This is a genomic window from Burkholderia sp. NFPP32 (genome assembly GCF_900119325.1).
GTDB lineage: Bacteria > Pseudomonadota > Gammaproteobacteria > Burkholderiales > Burkholderiaceae > Burkholderia > Burkholderia pyrrocinia_C.
Genome location: NZ_FPJP01000001.1, coordinates 189391 through 203006, shown reverse-complemented (window position 1 = coordinate 203006; position 13616 = coordinate 189391). Strand labels below are relative to the sequence as shown.

Here is a 13616-nt window from a genome sequence, read left to right as displayed (position 1 = left end):
CGCGCTCAGGCGCGCCGGCCGCCGCGATGGTGGGACCAGCCCGCGAGCGCGGTGAACAGCAGCCCGGCTGCACACATGCCGGTCCAGCCGAACGCGTGCCATGCGGCGACGCCGGCCGACGAGCCGAGCGCGCCGCCGATGAAATAGCACACCATGAACACCGTGTTGACGCGGCTGCGCGCCTCGGGCTTCAGCGCATAGATGCGCGACTGGTTCGAGATCTGCGCGGCCTGCACGCCGACATCCAGCACGATCACGCCGATCACGAGCCCGACGAGGCTCGAGCCCGACAGCGCGAAGATCACGAACGACAGCGCGAGCAGCGCGATCGCGAGCGAGATGATCGTGCGCGGGCCGCGCGTGTCCGCGAAGCGGCCCGCGTAGGGCGCCGCAAGCGCGCCTGCCGCGCCGACGATCCCGAACAGGCCGGCTGCCTGCGGGCCGAGATGGAACGGCGCGCCGGCGAGCAATAGCGTGAGCACGGGCCAGAACGCGCTGAACGCCGCGAACAGCGCGGCGCCCGTCAGCGACGCCTCGCGCAGCCCGCGCAGTTCGACCGCCAGATGCCACATCGAGCCGAGCAGCTTGCCGTACGGCAGCGTCGACGTCGGCGAGCTGCGCGGCAGCCGCAGCACGATCACGGCGGCCAGCGCGACGAGCGCCGCGACCGACACTGCGAACACCGCGCGCCAGCCGAAATATTCGGCGACGAAGCCGGCGGCCGTGCGCGCGAGCAGGATGCCCAGCAGCAGGCCGCTCATCACGGTGCCGACCGCGTGCCCGCGTTCGGCGGGCGGCGCGATCTCGGCCGCGAACGGCACGGCCTGTTGCGCGATGGTCGCGAGCACGCCGATCGCGAGGCTCGCGATGGCGAGCACGGCCAGCGACGGCGCGGCGGCCGCCACGACCAGCGCGACCGACAGGCCGGCGATCTGCATCAGGATCAGCCCGCGGCGATCGAAACGGTCGCCGAGCGGCGCGAGCAGGAACATCCCGGCCGCATAGCCGAGCTGGGTCGCGGTCGGCACCGCGCCGATCCACGACGCGCCGTCGGGAAAGGCCGAACGGAAGCTGTCGAGCAGCGGCTGGTTGTAGTAGATGTTCGCGACGGACACGCCCGCGATCGTCGCGAGCAGCAACAGCAGGCTGCGCGAGTAGTGGGGCGAGGCGGCGTCGGTCGGACGGTCGGTGGAGGCGGTGGACATGGCTGCGCGGGCGAAGTTGGGCGGCGCGGCGCGCGGCGTACGTGTCGGGTGCGCAGGCGGGCCGGGCGCTGGCCGAGGCTGCCGATCATACCGGAGCACCGTGAATCCTGCCGGGCGCGGCGAACCGGCACGACCGATACAAGTGGCATGACCGGCCGCTCGTCATCGCACGTTCTTCACGCGTTCAGTCGACCAGCTCCCCCGTCGGCTCATAGAACGGGTAAGGCCCGGCGCCTTCGTCCACATACACGTGGTGCGACGTCATCCCCGTATCCGGCGCATGACGATGCACCGTGAACGCCGGCGGTTCGAGCCGGAACGCGGACGGCGCATCGGCCCGCAGGTCGAACGCGACCTGGTGCGCGGGCGCCGGCACGGCCGACGCGAGCGTGCCGCCGAAACGCGTGAACATCGTACGGTGCACGTGGCCGCACAGCACGCGCTCGACGTTCGGATAAGCACGCAGCAGCGCGTCGAGTTTCGCGGCGGCGGCGGGCGCGAGGCGCAGCGCGTCCATGTGGCCGATCCCCGATACGAACGGCGGGTGATGCAGCGCGACGATCACCGGGCGATCGCGCGCGGCGTCGAGCTGCGCGGCGAGCCATGCGAGCCGTGCGTCGCACAGGTCGCCGTGGCTCGCGCCGGGCACCTGCGAATCGAGCGCGAGCACGCGCACCGCGCCGACGTCGAGCGCGTACTGCACGAATTCGCCGTCCTGCAGTTCGGCGCGATCGGCGAACGCGCGACGCAGCCCGGCGCGGTCGTCGTGATTGCCGATCATCAGGTAGTACGGAATCTCGAGCGGCGCGAGCAGGTCGCGCAGGTTGGCGTATTCGTCGTCGTGGCCGAAATCGGTCAGGTCGCCGGTGACGAGCACGGCGTCGGGGCGCGGCACGAGCGCGTTCAGCCTCGCGATGCAGCGCGCGAGCGCGGCCGCCGTGTCGACGCGCCGGTACGCGAGCTGGCCCGGCCGCTTGATGTGGAGATCGCTGATTTGAGCTAGCAGCATCGTCGGTTCTCGGAATCGTCTGGTTATTGTGGGTACGGCGTCATGCGCCGCGGTGGGGCGTGCATGCGTGGTGCATTCGAAGCGCATTACGCGCCGAGCGCGATCAGTCCTTCCGGTGCAATCGTAATGCCGACCGCCGTGCCGTGCGCGAGCGCGATGCGGCCCGGCACGTCGATCACGAGCGCGTCGGGCGCCGCGTGCTCGATCGTGAGCCGCGTGCGCTCGCCGAGGAACGCGCACGCGCCGACCGTGCCGCGCAACGGCGCATGCGCGGGATCGGCGAGCTGCGCATCCTCGGGGCGGAAGAACCACTCGTCGGACGCATGCGGCGTGACGATCGCGCCGCCCGTCGTCACGAGCGCGCCATCGCGCCATTGTCCGCCAAGCCGGTTCAGCGTGCCGATGAACTGCGCGACCGTGCGGTTGGCCGGCCGGTAGTAGATGTCGCGCGGCGTGCCGATCTGTTCGATGCGACCCGCGCCCATCACGACGATCCGGTCGCCGAGCTCCATCGCTTCGGCCTGGTCGTGCGTCACGTAGACCGTCGTCACGCCGAGCTCGCGCAGCAGCGCATTCATCTCGCGACGCAGCACGTCGCGCAGTTTCGCGTCGAGTGCCGTCAGCGGTTCGTCGAGCAGCAGCACGCGCGGCCGCACCGCGAGCGCGCGCGCCAGCGCGACGCGCTGGCGCTGGCCGCCCGACAGTTGATCGATCGGCTTGTCCGCATGCGCGTCGAGCCGCATCATCGCGAGCAGTTCGTCGACGCGCTCGCGCAGCGCGCGCGGTTCGGTCTTGCGAATCCTGAGCCCGTAGCCGACGTTGCCGCGTACCGTCAGGTTCGGAAACAGCGCGTAGTTCTGGAACACCATGCCGACCTGCCGGCGCTCGATCGGCAGGGCGGTCACGTCGTCGTTGCCGAACACGATCGTGCCGCCGGCGTCCGGCGTGTCGAGGCCCGCGATCAGGCGCAGCGTCGTCGTCTTGCCGCAGCCGGACGGCCCGAGCAGCACGAGCGTTTCGCCCGCGCCGATCGACAGGTCGAGCGGTTCGAGCACGCGCGTGCCGCGGAATGTCTTCGCGCAGCCGGTCAGGGTGATGGGAGTGGAATCGAGTTTCATGTCAGCGAAAAGGTCGGCGGGTCAGCGGGTCAGCGCGGGCGGCGCTTGAGTGCACGCGTGCCGGACGGATCGACGCCGAGCCATTGCATCGCGACGAGGAGCGGCAGCGTCATCAGCAGGAACAGGATCGTGTATGCGCTGCCGACTTCGAGGCGCAGCGACGCATAGGTATCGGCGAGCCCGACGGGCAGTGTCTTGGTGTCGGGCGTATGCAGCATCCACGTGAGGTTGAATTCGCCGATCGACAGCGTGAGCACCGCGAGCGCGCCCGCGACGATGCCGGGGCGCAGGTTCGGCAGCACGATCGTGACGAAGCGCGTGACGAACGATGCACCGAGGCTGGCCGCGCCTTCCTCGAGCGTGCGCAGGTCGGCGCCTGCCGCGACGGCCGCGACCGCGCGCACCATGAACGGCAGCGTGAACACGACGTGGCCGACGACGATGAACCACAGGCTCATCCGGAACGCGGTGAAGCCGCCGTACACGACCAGCAGCGCGAGCGCCGACGCGAGGCCCGGCAGCGCGACCGGCAGCACGAGCGCCTCCTCGATCGCGCGCGCGACGCGGCTCTTGCTGCGCGCGAGCGCATAGCCGGCCGGCACGCCGACCGCGAGCACGATCGCGAGCGTCGCGAACGCGACGTATAGAGACAGCGCGACCGAGCCGTGATACTGCTGCCACACCTGTTCGAGCCAGCGCAGCGTGAGGCCGCTCGACAGTCCGCGGAAGTAGTTGACGGTCAGCCCCGCGAGCACCGACATCACGACGGGCACGATCAGGAATGCGCACAGCAGCAGCGTGACGCTCCATTGCAGCGCGGCGATGGCACGCGCGCCCGTGACGCGCGGCGCGCGCCGCGCAACACCGTTCGCCTGCGCGGAAGCGGAAGCGGGCGCCGGCGACGGCGCGGAAGAGCCGGAAAGCGATTGCATGCAGGAATCCTCAGGCCGCGGCGGCGGCGGTATGGCCGGTGAAGCGGCGCGCGAGCGCGAGCACGGCCCAGGTGACGATGCCGAGCACGATCGACAGGCCGGCCGCCGTCGCGATGTTCGCGTTCAGCGTGAACTCGGTATAGATCGTCATCGGCAGCACGTTCAGGTCGGTGGCCAGCGTGAACGCGGTACCGAATGCGCCCATCGCGGTCGCGAAGCAGATCGCTCCGGCCGCGATCAGGCCCGGCGCGAGCGCGGGCAGCACGATGTCGACGAAGATGCGCCACGGCGATGCGCCGAGCGAGCGCGCGGCTTCCTCGAGCGACGCATCGAGCTTCGACGCGGCCGCGATCACGGTGACGATCACGCGCGGAATCGAGAAGTACAGGTAGCCGACGAACAGGCCCGCGACCGAATACGCGAACACCCACTTGTCGCCCGTGAGCTTCGCGGACAGCATGCCGATCAGCCCCTGGCGCCCGGCGAGCATGATCACCATGAAGCCGACGACGACGCCCGGGAACGCGAGCGGGAACGTGAGCAGCGCGAGCAGCACGCGCTTGCCGGCGAATTCGCGGCGCGCGAGCAGCAGGCCGGAGATCGTCGACAGCGCGAGCGTCGCGAGCGTGACGCCCGCGGACAGCGCGACGGTCTCGCCGAGGCTCTTCATGTAGCGTGCATTGCCGAGCAGCGCCGCGTACTGCGAGAAGAACGCGCCGTCGGCGGACACCTGCACGAGCGCCGCCATCGGCAGCAGCCAGAACGCGGCGAACATCGCGAGTGCCGGCGCGACGAGCGCGACGCGCCAGCGCAGCGGGAAAGTCAGATCGAGCATCGGTTGCGTCCTGCTGCTTACTGCATCACCTGCAGGTACTGCTGGCCGAACGCCTGCTGACCGGCCGCCATCTTCCCGAAGTCGACCGGCTTCGCACGTGCGTACTCGCTAGCCGGCAGGAACTTCGCGGCGACATCGGCGCCGAGCGCCTGCGCGCGAACCGGGCGCAGGTATGCGTTGGCCCACAGCTTCTGGCCTTCGTCCGACAGCACGAAGTCGAGCACCTTCCTGCCGTTCGCATCGTGCGGCGCGCCCTTCACGAGGCTCATCACATACGGCACCGCGATCGTGCCTTCCTTAGGAATCACGAACTCGACGTTTGCGTTGTCCTTGTATTTCGCGCGATACGCGTCGAAGTCGTAGTCGAGCAGGATCGGAATCTCGCCGGACAGCACGCGCGCATACGCGGTCTGCTTCGGCACGATCGGCGCGTTCGCCTTCAGCTTGCGGAACCAGTCGAGCGCCGGCTTGAAGTTGTCGACGCTGCCGCCGAGCGCCTGGTTGACGGCCACCGCACCCGCGTAGCCGACGAATGCGCTGGACGGATCGAGATAACCGACCATGCCCTTGTATTCGGGCTTCAGCAGATCGGCCCACGAGCGCGGCACCGGCTTGCCGTCGAGCGCGTCCTTGTTCACGAAGAAGCCGAGCGTGCCCGAGTGGATCGCGAACCAGTAGCCTTGCGGGTCCTTCAGGTTCGCGGGAATGTCGTTCCAGTGTGCGGGCTTGTACGGCGCGATCACGCCTTTGTCCTTCGCCTGGAATGCCGACGACACGCCGAGGTAGACGACGTCGGCGACCGGGCTCTTCTGCTCGGCGATCAGCTGCGCGATCGACTGGCCCGAGTTCTTGTTGTCGAACGGCACGCGAATGCCGGTCTTCTGCTTGATCGCCGCGATCTGCGCGGCCCAGTCGGCCCATTCGGGCGGGCAGTTGTAGCAGATCGCCGTTTCGTCGGCATGGGCGGCGGGTGCGCCGGCGAAAAGCGCGGCGCAGGCGAGCGGCGCGGCGAGTGCGCGCAGCAGCGAGGTCAGGCGAAAGGACACGGTGGGTCTCCGGGCGAGTGTGTGGCGCTGGGGTGATGTGGTGGTCGGCGTGCGTGGTGGCACGCCGGTGCGTTCAGGCCTTGCGCAATTGCAGGTCGGTGGCCGGCGGCGCGACCGTCGCGCCGTCGCGTACCGCGTGCGGCAGGATCAGCGACGTGCGTTCGATCGTCGCGCCGCCGATGCATTCGACGAGACGCCGCCATGCGTGGCGGCCGATGTCGCGGTTCGGCGTCGCGACGCTCGCGAGCGGCGGCGCGAGCAGTTCGCCGATCGCGATCCCGTCGAAGCCGAGCACCGACAGATCGTCCGGGATCGAGAAGCCCGCGCGGCGCAGGCCGCGCATCACGACCATCGCGAGCAGGTCGTTGCTGCAGAAGAGGGCGGTCGGACGCGTGGCGCGCGAGGTCAGATGCGCGAGCACCGCGTCGGGCAGCTCGGGCGCGTTGAAGTCGACTTCGACCGGCGGCAGCGTGGCGACGCCGCTTTCCTCGAGTGCCTGCGCATAGCCGAGATGGCGCTGGCGCGCGCGATCCGACGCAGCGAGCGAACCGGCCAGCATCAGCACGCGGCGGTGACCGCGCGCGGTCAGCAGCCGCACGCCGTCATAGGCGGCGCTGCGGTTGTCGACCGATACCGACGGGCGGCGCTGCGTGTCGTTGTGCATCAGCACGTAATGCGGGCCGTCGCGGTCGAGCATGTCGAGCAGCGGGTGCGTGTCCGCGTCGGCGACGGTGAGGATCAGCCCTTCGACGCGCTGCTCGCGCAGCGTCTCGATCGCGTGACGCTCGCGTGCCGCGTCGTACTCGGTCGTCATCAGGATCAGCTTGAAGCCGGCCGCGGTCGCGAGTTCGTCGATGCCTTGCAGGCAATCGGCGAACACGGGGTTCGACAGCGTCGGCACGACGACGCCGACGAGCCGCGTGCGTTCGCCGCGCAGTTGCCGGCCGAGCGGGCTCGGGCGGAACTGCAGCGTGTCGATCGCGGTGCGGATCGTCTGCAGCGTGGCGGGGCTGACGGTATGCGGTGCGTTGATCGCGCGCGAGACGGTGGCGATCGAGAAGCCCGCGAGGGCAGCGACGTCCTTGATGGTCGAGGTCATGAAGTAGCGCGATGTAAACGTTTTCGGCAGGGGGATTATCGAAAACGTTTGTGACTTCGCGATGACGTACGCGACGCTTGTTTCGCAACAGGCGCGATACAAACGTCAGACAGTTTGCGACCGTCGGACAAGGCGGACTCGATTGTATCGACGGATATTGCGGCGCGGGACGAAATCGCGGGCAGTGTCGTATCGGCGCCGATTACACTGGATGAATGCGTGCGATGCGATGGTGCGTCGAGCGGCGATGGCGCGCGCACGTACGACGCGTCCCAACGCATGTCGTCCGAATAAGGGAACGTATGCGCAAGCAATGGTAGAATCGCGTCCGCCCTCTTGCCGGGGTGATGAAATTGGTAAACATAGCGGACTTAAACGATTGAGTGCCCGGCCGGAAACGGTCGGTGCAGAACCCTTCAAATTCGGCGAAACCCCTGATGCGCGCATCGAGGCAACGCCGAGCCAAGCCTCGCGGCTCCCGCGAGGAAGGTGTAGAGACTAGACGGGGGGCGCCTAAGGCGCACGGGCAGCGGTCACGCCCGCGCGCGACGGCGAAGGCATAGTCCAGCGCACGAACGGCATCGCGCTCGCGACGCCGGCTTCGAAAGAAGCAGTGTGACGAAAATCCGCCGCCTTAACAGGCTTGCCGGTTCAAGTCCGGTCCCCGGCACCACGAACGCTTCCACGCGATTCCATGAAGGCCCGAAAACCCGCGAGAGATCGAACGCTCGCGGGTTTTTTGTTTTTGCGGCATCGCATCGGATGCGATGACCATGCAACCGACACAAGCGCGCGCGACCGCCAGCCGCGACAGGCATACCATCCCGCCATCCCGCGCCTATCATGGCAAATATGCTCACCGCGATCGAGCGGGTTGGTCATCGACGGCCGGCGCGGCATTGCATAGATTTCCAAGGCTGGCGTGCTTATCCGCGCGCCAGCCTGCGCGCAGGCCGGCAACCGGCCGTGCGCTCCTATCAGCGTGAGACACAATCGAGCGTGGAGACGACACGATGAGCCTGTCAGAGCCATTGCGTCTGCATGTGCCGGAGCCTACCGGGCGCCCGGGCTGCAAGACGGACTTTTCCTATCTGCATCTATCGCCGGCCGGCGCGGTCCGCCGCCCGCCGATCGACGTTGCCCCGGCGGATACCGCCAATCTCGCCCGCAGCCTCGTGCGCGTGCTCGACGACCACGGCAACGCCCTCGGCCCGTGGGCACCGGACCTCGACGATGCGCGCCTGATCGCCGGGCTGCGCGCGATGCTCAAGACCCGCATTTTCGACGCGCGCATGATGATCGCGCAGCGCCAGAAGAAAATCTCGTTCTACATGCTGAGCCTCGGCGAAGAAGCGATCGGCACCGCGCACGCGATGGCGCTGCGCGACGGCGACATGTGCTTCCCGACCTACCGGCAGCAGAGCATCCTGATCGCGCGCGACGTGCCGCTCGAGCGGATGATCTGCCAGCTCATGTCGAACGAAGGCGACCCGCTGAAAGGGCGCCAGCTCCCCGTGATGTACTCGGATCGCGACGCGGGCTTTTTCTCGATTTCCGGCAATCTCGCGACGCAGTTCATCCAGGCGGTCGGCTGGGGGATGGCGTCGGCGATCAAGGGCGACACGAAGATCGCGTCCGCGTGGATCGGCGACGGCGCGACGGCCGAGGCCGACTTCCACACCGCGCTCACGTTCGCGCACGTGTACCGCGCGCCGGTCGTGCTGAACGTCGTCAACAACCAGTGGGCGATCTCGACGTTCCAGGCGATCGCGGGCGGCGAAGGCACGACGTTCGCGGGGCGCGGCGTCGGCTGCGGGATCGCGTCGCTGCGCGTCGACGGCAACGACTTCCTCGCGATCTACGCGGCGTCGAGCTGGGCGGCCGAGCGCGCGCGCCGCAATCTCGGCCCGACGCTGATCGAGTGGGTGACCTACCGCGCGGGCGCGCATTCGACGTCGGACGATCCGACCAAGTACCGGCCGAGCGACGACTGGTCCCATTTCCCGCTCGGCGATCCGATCGCCCGCTTCAAGCGCCACCTGATCGTCAAGGGCATCTGGTCGGACAGCGCGCAGGACGCGCTGACGGCCGAGCTCGAGGCCGAGGTGATCGCCGCGCAGAAGGAAGCGGAGAAATACGGGTCGCTGGCCGACGACCGGATTCCGTCGCCGGCCTCGATGTTCGACGACGTGTACAAGGAGCTGCCCGCGCATCTGCGCCGTCAGCGCCAGGAACTGGGAGCATGACCATGGCGCAACTCGAGACAGGCACGGCGACGCAGCCGATGACGATGATCCAGGCGCTGCGCTCCGCGATGGACGTGATGCTCGGGCGCGACGGCGACGTGGTCGTGTTCGGGCAGGACGTCGGTTATTTCGGCGGCGTGTTCCGCTGTACCGAAGGACTGCAGAACAAATACGGCAAGTCGCGCGTGTTCGATGCGCCGATCTCGGAAGGCGGGATCGTCGGCGTGGCGGTGGGGATGGGCGCATACGGGCTGCGCCCGGTGTGCGAGATCCAGTTCGCCGACTATTTCTACCCGGCATCCGACCAGATCGTGTCGGAAGGCGCACGGCTGCGCTATCGCTCGGCCGGCCAGTTCACCGCGCCGATGACGATCCGGATGCCGTGCGGCGGCGGCATCTACGGCGGCCAGACGCACAGCCAGAGCCCGGAGGCGATGTTCACGCAGGTGTGCGGGCTGCGCACGGTGATGCCGTCGAATCCGTACGACGCGAAAGGGCTGCTGATCGCGTCGATCGAGAACGACGATCCGGTGATCTTCCTCGAGCCGAAACGGCTGTACAACGGGCCGTTCGACGGCCATCACGAGCGGCCCGTCACGTCGTGGCTCAAGCATCCGGCGAGCGCGGTGCCCGAGGGCTACTACACGGTGCCGCTCGATACGGCCGCCGTGGTGCGGCCCGGCAACGACGTGACGGTGCTGACGTACGGCACGACGGTGCACGTGTCGCTCGCCGCGGCCGAGGAGACGGGTATCGACGCCGAGGTGATCGACCTGCGCACGCTGTGGCCGCTCGACCTCGACACGGTCGTCGCGTCGGTGCGCAAGACCGGGCGCTGCGTCGTCGTGCACGAGGCGACGCGCACCTGCGGCTACGGCGCGGAACTGGTGTCGCTGGTGCAGGAACATTGCTTCTACCACCTCGAGGCGCCGGTCGAGCGCACGACGGGCTGGGACACGCCGTATCCGCATGCGCAGGAATGGGCGTATTTTCCGGGCCCGGCCCGGGTCGGCGAAGCGTTGCGACGCGTGATGGAGGCGTGAAATGGGGATTCATGTCATCAAGATGCCGGACATCGGCGAAGGGATCGCCGAGGTCGAGCTGGTGGCCTGGCATGTGGAAGTCGGACAGACGATCGCGGAAGACCAGCCGCTCGCCGACGTGATGACCGACAAGGCGGCGGTCGAGATTCCGTCGCCGGTGTCGGGCAAGGTGCTGGAGCTCGGCGGCCGGATCGGCGAGATGATGGCGGTCGGCAGCGAGCTGATTCGCCTCGAGGTCGAAGGCGACGGCAATCTGAAGCAGGGTGCGCCGGTGCGGGATGCGAAGGCGAAGGCGGAAGCGGCGCCGGTGCAAACGACAGCGGCGGCAAGGTCGGTGCCGGTGGCGGACGCGCCGGCTGCAGCGCCTGCGGCCGCTGCGACGCCGGATCGTGCGGCGAACCGCGCCCCCGCGGAGCCGCGTCGTGCGGAACGTGCCGAACCTGCGGCGCAGCCGCGCGCGGCGCTCGCGCCGGGCGAACGGCCGCTCGCGTCGCCGGCCGTGCGTCAGCGCGCATGGGACATGGGCATCGAGTTGCGCTATGTGCGCGGCACGGGTGAAGCCGGGCGGATCCTGCACGCGGATCTCGATGCATACGCGAAGACGAGCGGCGGTGCGGCGCGTGCGTCGCAAGCGCACGGCTACGAAGAACGCAACGACGAAACCGAAGTGCCGGTGATCGGCCTGCGGCGTGCGATCGCGCGCAAGATGCAGGAAGCGAAGCGCCGCATTCCGCACTTCAGCTACGTCGAGGAAATCGACGTCACCGAGCTCGAATCGTTGCGCGCGGACCTGAACCGCCGCTACGGCGATACGCGCGGCCGGCTCACGCCGCTGCCGCTGCTGATCCGCGCGATGGTGATCGCGCTGCGCGACTTCCCGCAGATCAACGCGCGCTTCGACGACGAAGCGGGCGTCGTCACACGCTACGGCGCGGTGCACATGGGTGTCGCGACGCAGACGGATGCGGGCCTCACGGTGCCCGTGCTGCGTCATGCGGAAGCGCGTGACGTGTGGTCGATCTCCGCCGAAATCGCGCGGCTCGCCGATGCGGTGCGCGCGAACCGCGCGCAGCGCGACGAGTTGAGCGGCTCGACGATCACGATCTCGAGCCTCGGCGCGCTCGGCGGCATCGTGTCGACGCCGGTGATCAATCATCCCGAAGTCGGCATCGTCGGCGTGAACCGGATCGTCGAGCGGCCGATGATCCGCGACGGCGCGGTCGTCGCGCGCAAGATGATGAACCTGTCGTCGTCGTTCGACCATCGCGTCGTCGACGGCGCGGACGCGGCCGAATTCATCCAGGCCGTGCGCGGGGTGCTCGAACGCCCGGCACTGCTGTTCGTGGAGTGAGGCCGATGAAAAACGAACACACCACGCTGCTCGTGATCGGTGGCGGCCCGGGCGGCTACGTCGCCGCGATCCGCGCCGGCCAGCTCGGCATTCCGACCGTGCTGGTCGAGCGCGACCGGCTCGGCGGCACCTGCCTGAACATCGGCTGCATTCCGTCGAAGGCGCTGATCCACGTGGCCGACGCATTCGAACAGGCCTGCGGCCAGGCCGGCGAAGGGGCGCTCGGGATCCGCGTGCGCACGCCCGAGATCGATATCGCGCAAAGCGTCGCGTGGAAGGACGGCATCGTCGACCGGCTGACGCGCGGCGTCGGCGCGCTGCTCAAGAAGAACGGCGTGCGCGTGCTGCACGGCGACGCGCGCGTGATCGACGGCAAGACGGTCGACGTCGTCGCCGGCGGCCATACGGCGCGGATCGGTTGCGAGCACCTGTTGCTCGCGACCGGTTCCGAACCGGTCGAACTGCCGTCGATGCCGTTCGGCGGGCATGTCGTGTCGTCCACCGAGGCGCTGTCGCCCATGGCGTTGCCGAAGCGGCTGGTCGTCGTCGGGGCCGGGTATATCGGGCTCGAACTCGGGATCGTCTATCGCAAGCTAGGGGTCGACGTGAGCGTCGTCGAAGCGGCGGAGCGCGTGTTGCCTGCGTACGATGCCGAGCTCGCGAGGCCGGTTGCCGATTCGCTCGCGCGGCTCGGCGTCGGGCTGTGGCTCGGCCACAAGGTGCTCGGGCTCGCGGAGCACGGTGCGGTGCGCGTGCAGGCGGCCGACGGTGCCGAACGGACGCTGCCGGCCGATCGCGTGCTGGTCGCGGTCGGCCGCCGGCCGCGCGTCGACGGCTTCGGGCTCGAAGCGCTGCCGCTCGATCGCAATGGCCGGGCGCTGTGGATCGACGACGAATGCCGGACGTCGATGCGCAACGTGTGGGCGATCGGCGACATCGCCGGCGAGCCGATGCTTGCGCATCGCGCGATGGCGCAGGGTGAGGTGGTCGCCGAACTGATCGCCGGCCGGCGCCGCAAGTTCATGCCGGCATCGATCCCGGCCGTGTGCTTCACGGATCCCGAGATCGTGACGGCCGGCTGGTCGCCGGACGACGCCCGCGCGGCCGGCGTCGATTGCCTGAGCGCGTCGTTTCCATTCGCGGCGAACGGGCGCGCGATGACGCTGCAGGCAACCGAAGGTTTCGTTCGTGTCGTCGCGCGGCGCGACAACCACCTGATCGTCGGCTGGCAGGCCGTCGGGCGCGGGGTGTCGGAACTGGCCGCGGCGTTCTCGCAGTCGCTGGAGATGGGCGCGCGGCTGGAAGACATCGGCGGCACGATCCATGCGCATCCGACGCTGGGCGAAGCACTGCAGGAGGCGGCATTGCGTGCGCTGGGGCACGCGTTGCATGTTTGACGCGTCGCCCTGAAACGGAGCCGCCGGTGCGCAATGCGCGCATCGGCGGCCTTCAGGTTGTCGTGCGGTTTGCTGCGAGCTGTGCCGGTTCCTGCGTCGAAGCAAATCCGAATCGATCGCGCACGGCTTTGGCGACGCAAAAAAGCCCGCGAATGGGTTTTATATCGTTCGTCGCACAAATATCGAATAACCATGATCTTAATGATCTGAGATGCGATGGCCCGGAGCCGGCGGCGTGACGCGGCCAGTTCGAGATATGGAATGAGTGCGGCCTGTAATTTTTAGAGATGCGGGACGGTTGCCGGCGCCACGTCGGCCGACCATCATGTCGATAG

Annotated in this window: 11 protein-coding genes; 4 read left to right on the top strand and 7 right to left on the bottom strand. The window is 68.8% G+C overall.

What is annotated here, in order from left to right; translation table 11 throughout:
• Nucleotides 1–5: 5 nt before the first annotated feature.
• From BT264_RS00875 to BT264_RS00845, 7 genes are all read right to left on the bottom strand, one after another.
• A complete protein-coding gene (locus tag BT264_RS00875; RefSeq protein ID WP_072435919.1) occupies nucleotides 6–1205 on the bottom strand; it encodes an MFS transporter in 1200 nt (399 codons plus the stop codon).
• Nucleotides 1206–1389: 184 nt separating this feature from the next.
• Nucleotides 1390–2214, bottom strand: a complete 825-nt coding sequence (locus BT264_RS00870) for a phosphodiesterase (protein WP_072435918.1) — start codon at nucleotides 2212–2214, stop codon at nucleotides 1390–1392.
• 86 nt (nucleotides 2215–2300) lie between these two features.
• Nucleotides 2301–3332, bottom strand: a complete 1032-nt coding sequence (locus BT264_RS00865) for an ABC transporter ATP-binding protein (protein WP_072435917.1) — start codon at nucleotides 3330–3332, stop codon at nucleotides 2301–2303.
• A gap of 29 nt (nucleotides 3333–3361) precedes the next feature.
• Complete coding sequence (locus tag BT264_RS00860; RefSeq protein WP_072435916.1) at nucleotides 3362–4264, bottom strand: ABC transporter permease; 903 nt, start codon at nucleotides 4262–4264, stop codon at nucleotides 3362–3364.
• Between the two features lie 10 nt (nucleotides 4265–4274).
• Complete coding sequence (locus BT264_RS00855) at nucleotides 4275–5099, bottom strand: ABC transporter permease (RefSeq protein ID WP_072435915.1); 825 nt, start codon at nucleotides 5097–5099, stop codon at nucleotides 4275–4277.
• Nucleotides 5100–5116: 17 nt separating this feature from the next.
• Nucleotides 5117–6145, bottom strand: a complete 1029-nt coding sequence (locus tag BT264_RS00850; RefSeq protein ID WP_072435914.1) for an ABC transporter substrate-binding protein — start codon at nucleotides 6143–6145, stop codon at nucleotides 5117–5119.
• A gap of 73 nt (nucleotides 6146–6218) precedes the next feature.
• On the bottom strand, nucleotides 6219–7244 hold the full coding sequence (locus tag BT264_RS00845) for a LacI family DNA-binding transcriptional regulator (RefSeq protein WP_072435913.1): 1026 nt from the start codon (nucleotides 7242–7244) through the stop codon (nucleotides 6219–6221).
• A gap of 1013 nt (nucleotides 7245–8257) precedes the next feature.
• Here BT264_RS00845 and BT264_RS00835 point away from each other — a divergent pair.
• The 4 genes from BT264_RS00835 to lpdA are packed head-to-tail and all read left to right on the top strand — an operon-like array spanning nucleotide 8258 to nucleotide 13281.
• Nucleotides 8258–9490 (top strand): 3-methyl-2-oxobutanoate dehydrogenase (2-methylpropanoyl-transferring) subunit alpha, encoded by a 1233-nt coding sequence (locus tag BT264_RS00835; RefSeq protein WP_072435912.1) that lies wholly within the window; start codon nucleotides 8258–8260, stop codon nucleotides 9488–9490.
• Nucleotides 9487–10533, top strand: a complete 1047-nt coding sequence (locus BT264_RS00830) for an alpha-ketoacid dehydrogenase subunit beta (RefSeq protein ID WP_371286988.1) — start codon at nucleotides 9487–9489, stop codon at nucleotides 10531–10533. Before BT264_RS00835 ends, BT264_RS00830 begins: the two co-directional genes overlap by 4 nt.
• A gap of 1 nt (nucleotide 10534) precedes the next feature.
• A complete protein-coding gene (locus BT264_RS00825; RefSeq protein WP_072435910.1) occupies nucleotides 10535–11884 on the top strand; it encodes a dihydrolipoamide acetyltransferase family protein in 1350 nt (449 codons plus the stop codon).
• A gap of 5 nt (nucleotides 11885–11889) precedes the next feature.
• A complete protein-coding gene (lpdA, locus tag BT264_RS00820; protein ID WP_072435909.1) occupies nucleotides 11890–13281 on the top strand; it encodes a dihydrolipoyl dehydrogenase in 1392 nt (463 codons plus the stop codon).
• The last annotated feature ends 335 nt before the right edge of the window (nucleotides 13282–13616 follow it).